The sequence below is a fragment of the Candidatus Protochlamydia naegleriophila genome (assembly GCF_001499655.1).
Classification (GTDB): Bacteria; Chlamydiota; Chlamydiia; order Chlamydiales; family Parachlamydiaceae; genus Protochlamydia; species Protochlamydia naegleriophila.
In genome coordinates this window covers 1,015,236-1,032,969 of record NZ_LN879502.1, presented here as the reverse complement: position 1 = coordinate 1,032,969, position 17,734 = coordinate 1,015,236, and the positions used below count along the sequence as shown (strand labels likewise).

The 17,734-nt window shown below is 42.9% G+C and carries 12 protein-coding genes; 3 read left to right on the top strand and 9 right to left on the bottom strand.

The genetic code is table 11. The features are described 5' to 3' along the window. Nucleotides 1-13 precede the first annotated feature (13 nt). From hflX to PNK_RS04225, 3 genes are read right to left on the bottom strand one after another with little or no spacing between them, the layout of a single operon-like run. Entirely contained in the window at nt 14-1,360 is a 1,347-nt protein-coding gene (hflX, locus tag PNK_RS04235; protein WP_059060509.1) for a GTPase HflX, read from the bottom strand. Next, entirely contained in the window at nt 1,350-2,123 is a 774-nt protein-coding gene (locus PNK_RS04230; protein ID WP_079992941.1) for an MBL fold metallo-hydrolase, read from the bottom strand. Before PNK_RS04230 ends, hflX begins: the two co-directional genes overlap by 11 nt. 36 nt (nt 2,124-2,159) lie before the next feature. Continuing rightward, a complete protein-coding gene (locus PNK_RS04225) occupies nt 2,160-2,747 on the bottom strand; it encodes a hypothetical protein (RefSeq protein WP_059060504.1) in 588 nt (195 codons plus the stop codon). A 179-nt stretch (nt 2,748-2,926) separates the two neighbouring features. On the opposite strand from PNK_RS04225, the gene PNK_RS04220 reads away from it, so the two are divergent. Further along, entirely contained in the window at nt 2,927-3,937 is a 1,011-nt protein-coding gene (locus PNK_RS04220; protein ID WP_059060502.1) for an NAD(P)/FAD-dependent oxidoreductase, read from the top strand. Between the two features lie 548 nt (nt 3,938-4,485). On the opposite strand, the gene PNK_RS04215 is transcribed toward PNK_RS04220, so the two are convergent. From PNK_RS04215 to PNK_RS04195, 5 genes are all read right to left on the bottom strand, one after another. Beyond that, nucleotides 4,486-5,292: a hypothetical protein gene (locus PNK_RS04215; RefSeq protein WP_158021695.1), complete on the bottom strand. Its 807-nt coding sequence runs from the start codon at nt 5,290-5,292 to the stop codon at nt 4,486-4,488. Between the two features lie 208 nt (nt 5,293-5,500). Further along, nucleotides 5,501-6,670 (bottom strand): citrate (Si)-synthase, encoded by a 1,170-nt coding sequence (locus tag PNK_RS04210; RefSeq protein WP_059060500.1) that lies wholly within the window; start codon nt 6,668-6,670, stop codon nt 5,501-5,503. Between the two features lie 26 nt (nt 6,671-6,696). Next, nucleotides 6,697-7,683: a malate dehydrogenase gene (locus PNK_RS04205; RefSeq protein WP_059060499.1), complete on the bottom strand. Its 987-nt coding sequence runs from the start codon at nt 7,681-7,683 to the stop codon at nt 6,697-6,699. A 282-nt stretch (nt 7,684-7,965) separates the two neighbouring features. Continuing rightward, the gene (locus PNK_RS04200) at nt 7,966-10,692 is read right to left on the bottom strand and encodes a coiled-coil domain-containing protein (protein WP_059060497.1); all 2,727 of its coding nucleotides are present in this window, start codon (nt 10,690-10,692) and stop codon (nt 7,966-7,968) included. 111 nt (nt 10,693-10,803) lie between these two features. Continuing rightward, on the bottom strand, nt 10,804-13,515 hold the full coding sequence (locus tag PNK_RS04195) for a coiled-coil domain-containing protein (protein WP_059060495.1): 2,712 nt from the start codon (nt 13,513-13,515) through the stop codon (nt 10,804-10,806). Nucleotides 13,516-14,184: 669 nt separating this feature from the next. Between PNK_RS04195 and PNK_RS04190 the strand changes: the two genes are divergently transcribed. Further along, the gene (locus PNK_RS04190; protein ID WP_059060493.1) at nt 14,185-15,273 is read left to right on the top strand and encodes a hypothetical protein; all 1,089 of its coding nucleotides are present in this window, start codon (nt 14,185-14,187) and stop codon (nt 15,271-15,273) included. A gap of 96 nt (nt 15,274-15,369) precedes the next feature. On the opposite strand, the gene PNK_RS04185 is transcribed toward PNK_RS04190, so the two are convergent. Continuing rightward, nucleotides 15,370-16,056 (bottom strand): adenylate kinase, encoded by a 687-nt coding sequence (locus tag PNK_RS04185; protein ID WP_231909293.1) that lies wholly within the window; start codon nt 16,054-16,056, stop codon nt 15,370-15,372. A 567-nt stretch (nt 16,057-16,623) separates the two neighbouring features. Between PNK_RS04185 and ribD the strand changes: the two genes are divergently transcribed. Continuing rightward, on the top strand, nt 16,624-17,733 hold the full coding sequence (gene ribD / locus PNK_RS04180; RefSeq protein ID WP_231909292.1) for a bifunctional diaminohydroxyphosphoribosylaminopyrimidine deaminase/5-amino-6-(5-phosphoribosylamino)uracil reductase RibD: 1,110 nt from the start codon (nt 16,624-16,626) through the stop codon (nt 17,731-17,733). Nucleotide 17,734 lies beyond the last annotated feature (1 nt).

The following is a 17,734-nucleotide window of genomic DNA, read 5'->3' as shown; positions in this document are numbered from 1 at the left end:
TACCTTTATACTATCAATCCGATGACTCTTCCTGATCCCGAGTTTGGTAATGGAAATATTTATTGACAATGGCCGTTGGCAAATCTGCCTTTAACAAAATATCATTTTCATCGTAATCTTGATTCAAAATGTTGCCAACTCTCATGATTTCGCTGACGCACGCATACGCACTTTGTGGAATGCGGAGCTCAACAACCTGCCTTTGCCGGCTCATCTCTTGAATCATCACATCTTGCAACTCATCGAATCCAAGCTTCTGCAGTGCAGAAATTTGAACGTTTTTCGGATAGGTCATTCTGATGCGATGGATCATTTGCGGATTGGAGCATTTGTCAATTTTATTTAAAACGGTAATAATTGACTTTTTTCCAGCCCCTAACTCTTTTAACACCTCATGCGTCGTTGCAGCCTGTTCCTCAGCCATGGGGTGGCTCACATCGATGAGATGCAGCAAAATATCGGCTTCAATAGCTTCTTCAAGCGTACTCTTGAAAGCAGCGACGAGTAGGTGAGGCAGCTTACGGATAAAGCCGACTGTATCGATCAGCAAGACCTCCTGATTATTAGCCAACGTAAATTTACGAGTCGTCGTATCAAGTGTTGCAAAGAGTTTGTCTTCTACAAAAACTCCAGCATCCGTTAAAGCATTAAGCAAGGTCGATTTTCCAGCATTTGTATAACCGATGATGGCAAAGACCGGAATTTCAGAACGTACGCGAGAGATGCGCTGCGTTTCACGGTGCGCTTTGACCTCTTCAATCTCTTTTTGAAGCTGGTCAATTTTGCGTTTGAGAATGCGTCGGTCGATCTCAATTTGCTTTTCCCCCTCGCCCTTCAAGTAGGCTCCGCCGCCACCCGAGCCGGACGTCCCTTGCTGTCGAGATAAGTGCGTCCACAGCCTCTTTAAACGAGGAGCTTCATACTTGACTTGCGCAAGCTCAATTTGCAAACGAGCCTCCTTGGTTTGAGCCCGCTGCGCAAACACCCCCAAAATCACTTCAGTCCTATCCATCACAGGTATTTCGAAAGCCTTTTGCAAGTTCCTTTGCTGAGCAGGTGTGATTTCGTCATCAAAAATCACCAAATCGACTTTCAGCTCGCGAGCCTTCTCGATCAGCTCTTCTAATTTACCCTTGCTCAAATAGGTCGATGCATCATATTTGCGAAGCGGACAAGCGACCTTCTGCGCAACTTCAACGCCAAACGTGCGCGTTAAAAGAGCTAACTCATCTAAATGCTCCTCGCAAATCATTTTTTGCTGACTGCCGTGATAAACAGAAATCAGCAATGCTCTTTGTATTTTCTCTTCTTCATGAAGAATTAGATTAGATTCATCTTTAATCGTTTTTTCATTCATCATAACTATTATTCCTTAACTCATTAAAATCTAATTCGAGCCCATCATACGCCAACTTCACATGCGATGAAAGATAAGCATTCACTTTTTCATGCTCCAACTCATGTGAAATATGAGTCAACCAAACAGACTCAGCACCTGCCCGCTCTGCAAAGTCAACAGCCTCATCTATCGAAAAATGAAGAAGAGATGGCGTGTACCGCAAAGCACTTATAATCAAAGTTTTAACACCCTTTAGACGTGAAAAAATGGTCTCTGGAAAATGGCGGATATCGGATAAGTAAGCTAGGTCTCCCATTCGAAAGCCATTCACCGCCATCCCACCCTGTTCATAGGTGACATAGTCAATTGTCAAGCCTTCAAAATGCACGCGTCCTTCTATTTGATCGGGCAAGAGTTGTAGATGAAGGCGGGAGATAAAATCTTTATCCCCTTGTATAGCCCCAAAAAGATAATGATAGCGCATTTGGATATCTTCTGCTGTCACTTTTGAGAGCAGTATGGGAAGTGGACTCGATCGATTATAATAGATTGGGCGTAAATCATCAATACCGGCTGTATGATCGTGATGGGCGTGCGTAAACAAGACACCATCCAAACGGCTTATTTTGTGTTGCAAAGCCTGCATGCGAAAGTCTGGACCTACATCGATAATCAGCTGCTTGTTTAACTGCGTTTTAATCAAGACAGATGGGCGAGTACGGCGATTAAAAGAAGAGGGCGACTGGCAAACGGCGCATCCACATCCAATGACTGGGATTCCCATGGAAGCCCCTGTGCCAAGAAATAAAAGCTTGCCCATTTAAGACTGACTTGGTTGATGGGCCATGAATAAGTGCATAATTGCCTCATAGATGCCAGCCTGATAAAAATAGGCCCATTCTCCTTCAGCTTGTTCTCCATGCAACTGGATGCGAAAAAAGTCCTGTGGGGTAAACTGGACCACCTGGAAAATTTTTGCGGCGATATTCGCGTGATTGACATCGGTCCGCAGCTTAGTCGTCAGGAGCACGGGATACGATTGGAACAGAAGCTGTATGTCATGCTCTACTTTTTCAAGACTCTTTTCAGGGGCAACCAATTGGTAAAATTTGCCGTAAGCCTCAAAAGAGACGGGATAGTGTGTAAAATGGCCTTTTTTACGGTCAAAGTAGGAAAAATCCACCTGATCGAAAATAAAGTTTACAGTCTGGCCCGTATGTGGATGCTTGTCTCTCAAATTAATTTGATTCATTACTGAGGGTGCTAACAGAGCATTTCCTGCAAGATAGCGGCCGGATGGGCTGTAAACATAAAGCATGAGAGCTGTCAAGAGACAGGCACATAGCACCGCCATTCCAAGAATGGCGATGACGCGCCTCACTTGTCTTTTGATGGTAAGCTTTTCCAATGGACTCCTTGCACTAGAACTAAAGACTTGCCTCTAGATTTAAAGGCTTATTAATAAAAATGGATTCTCTCCAAAAAATGGGTTAAAATCTATAAAATAATAGAATTTCACTCAAAAAAGCGCTAAACTAAATGGCTATGCAAACCCCATCTAACCCACTTTCATAGGCGATCACTTCGATGCACATCACTATTGTAGGAGCTGGATTTTGCGGACTAGCTACCGCTTGGCATTTGCTCAATCAACAGCCAGCCTTAAGCTCTTTGAAAATTCGTCTCATCGATTCAGTTGGTATCGGAGGCGGAGCCTCCGGGATCGCCGCAGGACTGCTGCACCCTTATGTCGGAGCACACGCCAAGCTCAACTGGATGGGGCGGGAAGGATTTCAAGAAACGCTCAACTTGCTTCAAGTTGCCTCAAAAGTTGTTGGAAGGCCTGTATACGCACATGGAAAAGGAATTTTACGATTAGCATTAACGGTGCAGCAAAGAGAAGACTATAAACGCTGTGTTGACGCTCATGCTCCCGATGTCGAGTGGCTGACAAGCGAGCAATGCCAAACCCTCGTACCCGGTATTGCAGAAGCCCCAGGTTTATGGATTAAAAATGGACTGACAGTCCATTCCTCTTTATATCTCCAAGGTCTTTGGAAGGCTTGTGAAGAGCGGGGTGTTGTATTCGAACAAAAAAACATCCGCTCCTTAAAAGAGATTGAAAACACAGATCTGCTTATTTTAACAACAGGCGCTGCCACACGTACAATCCCAGAACTCTCTCATCTAGCTCTCAGAACTATCAAAGGACAAGTTATCGAGCTTGCCTGGCCAACTCACATGCCCCCTCTTTCCTGCGCATTAAATTCCCAAGCTTACATCTTAATGTCTGAAAACCAGCAAACATGCCTTGTCGGAGCTACATATGAAAGAAACTATCTGAATGAAAACGCACAGCCCAAACTAGCCCTCGCGGATATTATGCCTAAGGCATGTGCCATTTTACCTTTTCTTCAAGACCTGCCCTTAATCAATTGCTACGCAGGAGCGCGCGTCATGACCCCGCAACGCCACCCGCTCATTCACTCTCTTTCCCCGACCCAGTGGCTTTTGACAGGCATGGGTTCGAAAGGACTGCTCTATCATGCATTGATGGCAAAAGAACTCATTAAACGCACCGCTATAAATTCCAAGTAGACTTTGATTGCAGATAAGCATTCCACTCATTGCCATGGGACTTTTGTTTAGATATATAAAAAAAGTGCACCCCATTAAACCCAAGGGATCCGCGGATTATGAGGATGCAATACATTCGTCGGTGTACCGCCACTGCACCACCCTTCTTTAGAAATAGAATCTTTTGTCGAGCTTACATGATATTTTCCTCTTTAGAAGAAAGATTGAAAGGCTAAAGTATTCATCGACAATTCATTATTGGATCAAGAATAAGGACCTAATTGACAAGTGGCTGGTTCTAGTGAGCGTGTTGATAGCATGCTCGAACCTTCTCTTCCCATTTCACTTTAATTTATAGGTTGGAATAAGACAGCAATAGGGCTTCTATCCATAATTCTAAAACCGGAAGGGGAAGCTGATACAATTCTATTTGGAAAGTAACTTTATCAATACCACTTCCTCGTTCTTCTACTTTATTTAAAGGTGGCAGCAGAGGACGCATTTGAACTAAACGGAAACGGTGGAGAGGAGAAGATAGTTTGCCCTTCTTATCCTCCACCTGAGATTGGCTAGTCTTGGCGCTGCAGCTTTTGCATCAACACATGGGCCTCAGCCGCAAAATTAAAAAAGAAAATGACGGGAGGGGTTAAAAAGGCAGTGAAAGGAAGCATAATGAAAAACCATTTAAGCACGGTGTGTACAGGCGTCTGACAATCCAAACAAATGGCGCCCGTAATCCAGGCAGCAAGGGTCAATAATCCCAAAATGAAGGCCACTGGCAATAAAGATAAAAAGACCAAAATCATATTATTGAAGGGATTTTGCTCTAAACGCTTAATCGTCATTTGAAACACAGCCCCTTTTTCCATTCCTTTCAAAGCAATAATTGGGGCAACAAAAAACAGAATCAACAAGCTAATCAAGCACAAAATCAGCGTACCCAGGTTAATAAGAAAAGGGGCAAACGCTAAAATGAGACTAAAAAGTTCACCAACTGCAGGCATCTCCTGTAAAAGCACAAAAATGCCCAGTAAAATCCAAAGCAGTAAATAACTTAAGATAATTGGAATGGCAAAATAAGAGGCACCAATAATGACTTCCCACGAATTAGCTAAAATACCCCAATAGTTGACCTCCCGTTTTTTGACTTCATCATGATAGATGCGAATCAGCATGATTCCGGTCGAAAGCAAAATGCCCGCACAAATAAAAATGGGCAGGAAAGTCAAACTCAATTGAACCCATTGTCCAGCATGCAAAGCCAAGCCTCTAAAAAAAACAATTAAGACTCCACTTAAAGCTAGTATGCAAAAGACTAAGAGAAGCTTCTTTTTGGCAAATGTTAAAGAAAGGGCTCGGTTAAAAATGAAGGACATTGCATTAAAATCCATCGCGGTCTTTACTCTCATTAACTAAAGGATTTAGGACTTTAGGGCTGGCTGATTACCCTCTTAAAACCCAACGGCTCCTATGAAGGTAATTGGGCTGAAACTTAGGTATTGTATCGCATGGCAAGCAATTTGTCCTGCTAAATCTTAGCCGTTTTGGCACCAAAACCCCTTAATAGAGCCTTGGTGCTATTTTTTACCCCGCCAACTCTTCCTTCGCCTTAAAGAAGTACTTAGGTCTGATAATGGGTGTCCCTTTGCCCTCCCTCGCCTCTTCGCGCTCATAAACAATTTGCCTGCCGATTCCAACCACCCGGGCGAGCCCGAATAAGACCGTGTAATAATCGGGATAAGGGAAACCGGCTGCCGTCAATAAAATTCCCGAGATAGCGTCCACATTTGGATAAGGGTCAGAAATTTTGGGATTTTCCTTTAAAACTTTAGTTCCGGCACTTCGCAGCAAGCGGGCCATTTTAACAAGCGGGTGATTGGGGTAGTACTGATCGGCAACTTGATAAAGCAGGGTAGCTCTTGGATCCTCTACCCTCAAAACTGCATGGCCAAATCCAAAGACCAGCTCTTTTTTTTCTAAACGATCGCGTATAGCTTGCTCAACCTGAGCTTCATCCGCACCCTCGCCTAATTCTTGGACGAGTCCATGCACAAATGTTAAACAATCTTGATTGGCTTTGCCGTGGCGAGGCCCCGCAAGTGCGCACATGGCAGCAGAAATGGAACCATAAAGGTCTTCTAAGCCTGAAGCTACAGCTTTCCCCACAAAGGCAGATAAGTTTCCGCCCCCATGGTCATAATGTAGAATATTAAACAGTTTAAAAGCCCGGGTCAGCTCCTCTTTGTTTCCATTGGGAACTTTCAACATTTGGGTAAAATTTTCCATGTAGCCAAGCTCTGGTTTAGAGGGATTTGTTGCTCCCCAACCTGCATGGTGGTTGATCACCGTTGCGGCGATTTCTGGCACTTGAGCAATTAGATTTAGGCAGTCTTCCCGGTAATCATTTTTCCCCTCAAAAGTTCCTGCCAATAGAAGGGCTGCAGAAAACAACTTCATGGGATGTCCATTCTTGGGTAGTTGCTGAATGGATTTAATCAATTCCGGTACACACTTTGAGCGTCCTCTCAACTCTTCAGTAAACTTTGCTACCTCATCAGCTGTCCCTACACGACCATGATTCAACAGATAAATGACCTGCTCAGGCTCCCAGCTGTCGAGTTCAGAAACGGGATGCCCCACATAAAAGAGGCCTTTAACAGGATCTACACTCGAAGTTGTGCAATACCCTACTGGATACCCTCTTAACCCTGTTTCCAAATTATCCTTCGTCACCTCAAAAAGTACTTCAGACATGGCTACTCCTTATCTATTGGAGACTGTTATTTGACTGCTTTAACAAGGTCTCTTTCTTCTTTTAATTCCTTCTCCGTCATTTTCAGCTTCTTTTCCAAAAATGAATCCAATGCTAGCCCAGGTACAATGGAAATCTTGCCATCGGCCCCTGTACGACACGGAAATGAAAAAATCAACCCCTCTTCCATCCCATAAGGATTCCCATCAGAGCAAATGCTTGCAGAAAACCATTTTCCTTCGGGTGTTGGAAAAAAGCGATCCCGAATCGCATCAATCAACGCACTGGCAGCAGAAGCAGCTGAAGACTTACCTCGAGCCTGGATAATGGCCGCTCCCCTCTTTTGAACCAAACTAATAAAATCATTTTCTAGCCATTCGCGATCACGGATCACGGACTCTACCGGACTACCACCGATCTTGGCATGCATAAAGTCTGGCACTTGAGTCGCAGAGTGATTTCCCCAAATGGTCACATTGGAGACGGCTGTTATGGGAACCTCAGCTTTTTGAGCAAGGAGAAAGGTCGCGCGGTTCTGGTCAAGCCGCGTCATCGCGTAGAAATTTTCTTTCGGAATGCGCGGAGCATGCTGCATGGCAATCAGGCAGTTCGTGTTGCAAGGATTGCCAACAACAAAAATCTTCACTGAAGGATCTGCAACCTCATTTAAGGCACGTCCTTGCTCGATAAAAATTTTTCCATTCTCTTGAAGCAAATCCCCTCTTTCCATTCCGGGCCCTCTTGGCTTAGCTCCAATCAGAAGAGCATAATGAACTCCCTCAAAGGCTTGATAAGGATCGGCAGTCACGCGAATGGAGGTCAAAAGCGGATAAGCCCCATCCTCCAGCTCCATCCGCACCCCTTCTAGGGCTTGCAAAGCCGCCGGCACTTCTAAAATTTGCAACGCAATGGGTTGGTCGAGTCCAAATAAATCTCCACATGCAATTCTAAACAAGAGGCTGTAGGCAATCTGTCCAGCTCCACCTGTCACGGCAATTTTCAAAGGTTTTGGCATAGTCGCTCCTCATTCTTAAATGAGCCTACTATAGTGCGCCTAGTGTTATTCCGCAAAAAAATTCTATATCTTTTATTTTTAGGTCGCTTACACCGATTTTTCTGAAGTGGAGGAAAGATAGGGCTAGAGAATCTCTTCTTTATTGTGAAGCAAAAATGATAGGCACTTCGAGTTCAATCCGTGAGGCTCTTTAAAAGACTAGATCGGGTTTAAAGACAAAGACCCCAATCACAGCAATGTGAATGGGGTCTTAAAGCAGACTCGAAGTTTTGAGCGCAACGATTAGCTTGTAGAAAAAGTGGTTACATAAGTCGAAAGCGAGCGCGCTGCCGTTTTCATTTCTTCCGATGCAAATTCATTCGTTTTCATTTTTGGCCACAACCCAGCGTAGGTACATCCCGTGCTGTTGTAAAGATACAGGGTTTCTTTCGTATTTGGACCATAATAAAAGCGTTCATCGGCAGGAACAGTCAATCCAAACTCATTCAATTTAGTTGGCTGTCCTGGATAGAAGACGGCGATGCGCACGCCTATCAAATTAGCTACCAGTTCAATTTCGACGTCGCCCAAATTGCTAGTGCTAATTAAACCCCCATTTAGCAACCAAGATTGATAGTCCTTAACGTTCTTTTGCAACCATTGTTCTAAGATTGGCTCGTATTCCTCGGCAGTCATTCTACCTTGAACAGGGCGGCTAGTTCTGCTATGATTAGCCGCAATTTTATTCGCAAAACGGTCGGCATTTTCTTTGACATCTAAGTATGCAGCCATCGCATTTTTTAGTTTCTGCGTAGTTGAACCATGGGCCTTAGAAGTATCTGTCATAAGGATGGAGGTCATCGCTGACATTAAACATCCATGACTATTATACATAGGGTGCTTATAGATAAACTGATTTAACAATCCCTTAATCTCGAGGTTTCCTAATTGCTGATCGCTTGTGCTTGACGTGTAGAGAATGTTATTCGGATTATCGATAACCTTCTTTGACATTCCAGCATAAATCGTTTTATACATGCTGACAGAGCCTTGAATTGTAGTCGCAAAATCTTCTTGCGAATAAGGGGAAAACCTATTTGACGTTTTAACTTTAAGGGCTTCTAGATCAGGAGTCCATTCTACAATCGGGTTTGCCGGTTGAACAGGCTGATCAACAATAGGCGCTTGCACCTCTTCTTTATGAAAAGGTTCCAGATCGTAATCATCTGCTTTTCCACCCAATGTTTGCCCCAATCCCTTGTTCGCAAAATTTTTCTCGATTGCGAGGGCGATATCACAGATCAATTCATAAGCATTCTGCACAAGTTTCACACGTCCGGAAGCCCCGCTACGCATAAATGCTTTTGTGCCCTGCAAATCTGGATGCTCATGTGCGATAAGAGGATCCAATAACAGGTTTTGAAGATGTCCTTTTTCATCTTCTGAAAGCTGAGCAAATATCCGTTTAGCACTCAAAGGATCTATTCCGAACGGCAATGACAAATCTCCGATAGCAGGAGTAAAGTCATCGATAATGGTTGGCAATACACATACCTCTACTTCACGCTGAGTCTCTACGACCTTGCGCCCCTCTACCTCACTCTCCACTCTAGTCTCGCGCACGCCTTTCATGCAGCGCACTGGCATAGAAGAGGCCATTGTTACCCCCTCATTATTAAGCCTGAGAGCATAAGAGTGCTGATCAACTTGAATGAGGCTTGAATGGGAGATAAAGTCCCATACCATGTGACGATAAAGCGCACTTTTATTCTCTGTGTATTTCCCTTCCGTGTCGTACCAGATAGAAGCACTCGCGTTCCAATTGATTTTTGGATTATCCTTCTTAGCCATCTCGATTAAATCGTCAAATGCAAATTCTAAACTTGTATGCATAAGCTCTGCAGCCGTTTTTTTACCTGCATAACGCTTCGTATAATCAGTCCATCGTTCTTCCTCGCCATCTTCAACGCCAAGACCATAATCACCTGCAATTTCACCACTTCCAGGACATTTCAAAGGAATAGGCCCAAGCTCAAGGTGAGCGCGTTGCACGTCATTCAAAGAAACTTGACGCAATCCTGTGAGTTCTAAGTTTAAGCTTTGCTCTTTATTAAACGCCGACTGGACTCTTGTTGCTTCTTCTCCCAATTGCTGTGCTTCCATTCTCAATTGAGAAATCGACATTCCATTGAGTTCTCGCGCCCTTTCTGAACGCAATTCAGCATTGCGTTGTTTTGCAGCTTCCAGTTCATTGCCTCTTTGAACAATACTTTCATTCAATTGAAGCTGATTGCGTCTTAAGTGGGCCTCATTAGCTTCTAAGCTTGTAAGCCTCTGAGTAAGCTCTTCTTTCTCTTGCTCGAGTCGGCTTGCATTCCTTTCAGCTTCTTTTTTACCAAAAAATGCTTGCCCAACTTCGCTTTGCATCACTTCTTTTTTTTCTTGTGAAATGCGCAAATTTACTCTTAAGGTATTCAATTGACTTTCAATGCTTGTTGCATGAGCTTGTCTCTTTTCCTCTACGACTTCTTTAATCTGCTCATTATGAGCCTCTAAGGTCGCTAGACGTGAATTTTGATTGGAATTTTGAAACATCCCATACAATCCACCTGTCACAATATTTGACAGTAAAATGCCCACTAACTGAATAAAGGGTGTAGCTACCTGAGTGATCTGGTGATCCAGCTCTGTTAGGTTTGCTACATCTATAACTCGAAGTTCCAAGTTATCGATTGCAGCTGCCACAGCTTCGCCAGTTTCATCTCGGTTCAACCGCCTTCTGATCTCATGAATCTCTGCATTTAAACGATCAAATTGTCCGAATATTCTTGCTGCTTGTGCTTGCAGATGTTGTTGCTTTAGATGGAGTTCTTTAATTTTATGATCTTTTGCAAGACTCTGGATTGTTCCGTAAACTCCCAAACTAATGATGTTAAAGAATAGGAATGAAAAAGACTCGAAAGAAAAGGGAGAGGTGGTAGTTGGGATTTGAAAGTCTCTTGTTTCAATTGGACGCAATTGGCTAATCATACACTTCCTTCTTGTATACAGCTCGTTAACTAAACTAATATTATAATTATTTATTAAACAGAGAGTCTAAAAAGCCGCACTAAGCGACTTTTTAGTCCCTTTTAAATTCTACTAATCGCGGTCTACTATTTCGCGTGACGACCAATACTGTCTAAGCTGCTGAATGGCATCATAAGCCTCATGCCCCATCTCTGGACTCTTCAATTTCGGAAATAAACCATAATAAGTCGATCCAGACTTGTTGTATAACAACAATGTCTCTTGCGTATGTGGTCCAAAATAACGCTCTTTGTCAGCTGGGACCAGCAAACCGTTTTCATCAATTTTTGTCTCTTGACCAGCCACAAATACTCCAATTCGGACACCAAAAGCGAGGGCTGTCAATTCGATTTCAATTTGACCATAGTTTGACTTGTCAAGTCTATCCTCTGCCAAAGCTTTCTGATATTCCTCTACAGTCATCCCCTCTCTTCCAAATATCCCGTTGGTACCGCGTCTTACTATAGTATGAGTTTGCCTAATGCGATCAGCAAATTTTCTTGCTGTATCAGGGTTATCTAAGCTCGCAGCGACTAACTTTCTAAGCTGAACGACCATTTGTTCCGAGATAGAATCGCGCTGTCCCATCAAGACAGTTAACAGACTGCCGAATAAAGTATCTTGCATACTACCGCTTGCGAATGAACTTCCATGATATTGATGAGAGATACCATAACGCATGGCAGATGACTCCCAAGCATTGTTAACTATGCGAGTATTCCAGCGCACAGGATTATCCCATGACTCATCATCGTCTATTGCTAATGGTTTCAATAACAGATCCGGTGTCATAAATTGGAAAACTGTCTGATACTGGAGTTGCGCCTCAAAGAAATTCTGAACAAAAAGCTGGCGATTAAGATCGACTTCGCCTCCAAAAAGCAAATCCATATTTGGCGTCCATTGAACATAGACAGGCTCCCGAGAGTCGTTAATAAGCATCTGCTCTTTTTCTAAAGGCAATAAATCTTCAGCATTAGCCTTTTCAGACCAAAGCTCTGTCAATAGCCCCTTATCTTCAAAATTTTTCTCCAATGCCAGAGCCATATCACATATCAAATCACAAGCCGTTCTTACAAGCTCAACGCGTTTATTATCTACTTGCCCTAAGAAGACTTGCAGATCTACTAGCTGCTGCGTATTATTAGCAATCAAAGGCTCCATCAAGAGATTAAAAAGATGCTTTTTCTCTTCTTCAGATAATTGTTCAAAAATCCATTTAGCACTTGGCGGATCGATACCGTATCTTAAATCCCGATCTTCCATTGGCGGGGAAAAATCGCCTGTCTGAGTCAGTAGTACACGCAGTTGAAGTTCTCGGCCATCTCCGGTATCACGATACGTTTGAACGCGTACGGGATTAGAGGCTCTCATTAAAATGTCATTATTGTTGAGGTTGAGCCCATAGCCATGACAGTCCACCTGTTGCAGTCTTGCATTTTCAACAAAGTCCCAGACAATTCGTCGGAAAACGGCTTTCTTTTGGGGGAGATACTTCACATTTTGGTGAATCTTGGAACTTTTGTTAAAAGTAATGTAGGCATCCGTCTCTTGCGCTTTTGCAAGCAAATCATCAAATGCAAATTTAAAGCCTGCTTGAACTAATTCCACAGCAGTTTTTTTATCATTATAGCGCTTTGCATAATCGGACATGAGATCATCATCATCCTCTCCCATTACAAGCCCATAAGCACCTGCTAGTTCTCCATCCTCAGCCCTCTTTTCATACTTCGGTGCAATAGGACCTAAATTTTTTTGAGTCCTTTGGATTTCGCCCCAATTCGATTGGATGAATTTGCGCTGACTTACCTCTTTTTGAATGAGAGCCACGCGATCGGCAGCAGCCTTAGCCAATTCAATATCTCGCTGGCAAGCAGCGATTTGCCCCTGAAGTCTTCTAGCCTCAGTCCCTTGCGTATTGCCGGATCTTGTTAGTCTCTCATGTTCTTCATTAAGATTTCTCAGCTCCCTATTGTGACCGTTCAAAAGCGTCTCTAAATCTTGAACTGCTTTTCTCAATTGTACATCTGTCGTTTTTGCAGCCGTAAACTGATTGCTAAGCTCCCTTGTTTCCAATTGTAGCGCTTCAACCTGCTGGTTTAAACGAGTAATCGATGCGCGCGTTTCTTCTAAATTTATTTGACGGATCTCTTTCAACTCTCTTTCGCTTGCCAACATACCCCGCAATTGCGCGACTTGCATATCGATGGCGCCACCCTTAGTATCTTTTAACAGGTTAATTTGCCCAATAATATAGCCATTTTCTGCAGTGATTAATTCGATCTGATTTTTTAACGCACAATTCTGATAAGCGCCATAAAGGCCTAAGGTAATCACATTGACAAATAGCTGGCCGAAAAAGGCAATACAGTCCAGGGCAACGCGTGCTACGCTGCTTTCAAGCCTCTCATTCAAATTGCTCAAACGTGTACGATTATAATTGTTTCGGCCTTCAATCGCATTTAGTGTAGACTGAATATTTTGATCATCAGCTTCCGGGTTAGTCAGACTCTCATTTACATGAGCACTTACTTCTCTCAAATTATTTTCTAACTCTTCCCAAGACTGGTTAAGCGCATGAGCCTTTTGCTGCAGGATGTCTCCATTAAAATTCAAAGCTGCTATTTTGTGTTGTTTGGAAAGAATTTCAATGCTTCCATAAACTCCAAACGTCATGGCATTGAGCAATATAAAGGCTAGTGACTTCGATGAAAGCACTGATTCGGGTTGCGGTGGAACAAAATCAGGATTAATCCCAATAGGTCTAACAGAAGTATCTATCATCTCAAACACCTTTTAATAGAAGAGATTATTAATTTAATACATTAATAATATTTTTCATAGTTTTAATTTAAAGTCAACACAAACAAAATTTTACAGTTTTACTTTAAGTGCGATTAACAACTAATAAACTTCAATCTCAAGAGCATTCCACTTATCACTTAAAGAAATTAGAAACTTAGCAAGCTTTTGAAAACATCCTTTAAAGCTTTTATTAATTTTTAATTAAATCTCAAGCACTTGAAGGTTAAAATCTTACATCAACAGAACCATTCAAAATTATTTGTTCGAATGGCTAAGTGCCCATCTTCGAGAAAGCGGGGCTTTCTTTTTTCAAAATGCCTACAAGAAAAATGCATAGGGTTTTTTACTCTAATTTGCTACAAGACTTAAAAAAGCAATTTGGGCTTAGACGCACAATAGCACGGACACTCAGAGTGCCCATTTACTTGCAAGATGTGCATGTTCCTGGGCGAACACCGCAATTATTTTTCGCAGTTGGATATTAGGTCAACTGGATAAATGATAAATAAGAACTATGATTTGAGTTAGGGGCTATTTTCAAAATCAAGTCCTAACAGCCGTGATGACATTATGTTGACTCAATGAGTGCAATTTTCTCTGCAACCCTGATATAAAAACTAATTTTACACACTAACTAGCAGATGGCTTATGACTTTTCATTCACCTAGTAACGAAGAATTACTCAACCTGTTAAAGCAGGCTTCACCTACGCATTTACAAGAAATCCTGCCCGCCCTAGCAGAACCGCAGCTTACACAATGCGCGAGGTTTCTGGATGAACATTCCATTCCCAATGCTTTTTCCAAGCTTTCGCACATTTTAGAACAGGTTAATGAATCTAATCGCTTAGAAAGCTTTGCAAGGGGCCTATCGACCAATCAGTTTCTCATGATTCTCGAACATCTTTCCCAAACCCCTTCACTAAAGCATAAACTTTCCCCCTTATTAGTAGGCCTTCCCTCGCCAATCTTTCTCCAGACTCTTGAAAAAATCAATCCTCTATTCTTAAATTGCTTGAAGCACGAAAGCATGACTGAGCCGCTGCAACACCTGCTAACTCTTTTCATCCACGATTGCGAGCATTTACTGCAGACAACTCATGAATCCGTTGTGAATCATATGCGTCTTATTCACGAGCTGCAGCCTCAAACTCTTTCTTTTGAAGAATTAGAAGACTTAGAAGCTCAAATTTTCAAGCTCCATCAAGTACTCATCGCCCGATTAGAAGCCATTAACCATGCCCAAGCTATCCTTTGGAATGCAAATCGTATTGATTTAATTGACAAACTCAGCCAGCTAAAAGAGCAGTTTTTCTTCTTGCTGAAGCAAATAGGACATGCCTCAGACACGGAACCAGCAGCAGGCCTTTACCAAGCGCTGGAAGAGCACTTAGCTCAAATATTTACAGCTGCCGACCCTTCTTTGGATATTGATACGAGTTTACAAGATGAGGATTCAGCCCTAGAGGGATTCACAAAATTCTCGATTTGGTACTTCAAAGATTATTGGGAGCTTGGCCTTCTTCCCTCCCTCAAACAGGCTGAACAGCTCGAATTAGATCCAGCCACCCATTCAGAGCAGGAGCTTTTAAATCACAGGCAACAGCTATTTATGGCAGTACAAGAAAGCTTAGACAAGCTAAAATTAAGCAGTGTGAGAGACTTAAAAAAGGCCAGGATTTTTTCTAAATCTTTACTAGAACACTATATTAAAGCTCATAGGCATTTATTGACCTAAAGGGCAGGCAAGCGACAAAAAATACACAAAGATTGAGAGTTAAGCTCTCAATCTTTGAAGTCTAATTTAATCCCTATAAAGGCAGCCAATTGAGTTTTAAAGATGGTTGTCGATGTATCTTTTCAGTTCCGAATAAACGACATCGGGTGGCTGATTTCCATCAAAAGAGGTTAACACCTCTTGCTTTCGATAGTATTCGATGAGCGGACGCGTTTGCTCATGATACACTTTCAATCTCTCCAAAACAACTTCAGGAGCATCGTCGTGGCGGCGATAAACCTCTCCACCGCATTTATCGCAAACACCTGGATGAACAGGCGGTGAAAAATCGCGGTTATAAATGACTCCACACTGTTTACAGACCAAACGACCACTCGCGCGTTGCACAATGACATCATCTACAACATCTAAACACAAAACCAAAAAAGGCATTTTAAGGTCTCGCTTTTTTCCCAATTGATCAGCCTGAGCAACTGTGCGCGGAAAACCGTCTAACAAGTATCCCCTTAAGCAATCGGGATGCTCCAGCCGATCAAAAAGCATATCCATCACAACCTCATCGGGCACTAATTTACCAGCTTGAATAAAGGCCTTCGCCCGCATGCCAATCGAAGTCTCTTTTGACATGTGCTCCCTAAAAAGATCTCCTGTAGAAATATGTGGAACTTGATAAGCATGAGCAAGTCTCTTAGATTGGGTGCCTTTTCCAGAACCTGGAGGACCTAATAAAATTAAAGCAAGGGCAGCTTGAGGACTAATAATTGGTTTTGTACTTTGTAACATAATCATCTAAGGGTTAAATAAAAATAATTACGATAGATCAAATAAAAAAGTAAATCAAGATGCAAATTCAATCTATTTGTTCCGCAACACAAGGCACCCCTAGGCACATTTAATCCCATAATACTCCCTCTTTTCGACCTACAACTTGACAGATTAATCATAAGTTCATATAATCTAATAAGTTAGATTTCATTTTCACGACTCAACGAGATATCCACGCGGCTTATTTTTCAGACTCCCCTTGCACTTACCAAAGAATAAATACACGAAGAAAGGTTTTATGATTTAGAAGGTTCAGGGACGTTCGCTTCTTATTCCTCGCTTTTCTTCGTGTACTTATTCTTTGGTAGTTTTACTAAGCAGGCCAAGTTTCTCTTCATTCATGGCAATCAGTTTTGTCTATCTAGTGTGAGGCATAACCTCATGGATCCGCTATTCTTCCCGCCTATTAAAATAAAGACTACTTTTTCTTTCAATTTGATTGGTTATTGGCTTAAACGGCTAGCTTGAGAAATAATCCCCAGAAGGAGCATGATGAATCTCTGACTAAGCTTTAGAGATAACCGTTTGAGAGTTCCCATCGTCATGCACACAATCTTCATGCAACAAGCCTTAGTTCTGGCTGAAAAGGCCCGCTTTCAGGCCCCTCCGAACCCTTGGGTCGGCTGCGTCATCGTCAAGGATCAGCAAATTATTGGACAAGGCTATACTTCCCTTCCAGGTCAAGCTCACGCAGAAGTCAAGGCTTTGCATGAGGCTGGAGAAAAGGCACAAGACGCCGCACTATACGTTACTTTAGAACCATGCTCTCACTTTGGACGCACACCTCCTTGTGTCGAAGCTATTATCCGAGCGGGAATCAAACAAGTTTATATTGCACAAGAAGACCCCGATCCGCGTGTCCAAGGAAAAGGAATTCAGCGTTTACAGGAAGCCGGAATTCAAGTGTTTACAGGACTGTGCGAAGAGGAAGCCCGTCTCTCTCTTACTCCCTATCTCTATCAGAGACGCACACGCCTTCCTTATACAGTCATTAAAATTGCGGCAAGCGCAGATGGGCGCACAGCCGCAGCCGACGGAACATCTCAGTGGATCACCTCGCCAGAAGCACGCCTAGACGGCCATTTTCAGAGAGCCCAATCTCAAGCAATTATTGTAGGGGCTGGCACGGCTCTTATCGACACTCCTAATCTGACAGTCAGGCACCCTCTTGTACATCTGCCTCAACAACCCTTGCGCGTTATCTTGGATGGGAACGGAAGAGTTCCGGCCGAAGGCCCTCTTTTCGACCTATCCCTGGCCCAGACTTTGGTGCTGACAAGTCATTCATCGAGCATCAGGCAGAAGGAGTGGGAAAATAGAGGGGCAGAGGTCGTTTTGATTTCAGCCGACCGAGATGGACGGCTCGATTTAAAAGATGCCTGGAACTTGCTTGGCAGCCGAGGTATTCTTCAAGTATTAATTGAAGGAGGATCTACGCTGCAAACCAACTTGTTCAAAACACAGCTTGTCAATCGTCTTTCTCTCTATTTGGGAGCGCTTTTGCTCGGAAGCCAGGGATTGCCTCTATTTTCAGAAAAGATTGCGACTTTAAAGCAAGCCTATCCCCTTTCTCTAAAAAGCATTAAGCAATTGGGAGATAGCGTACGCATCGATTACGACACTCTGCATCAATAGC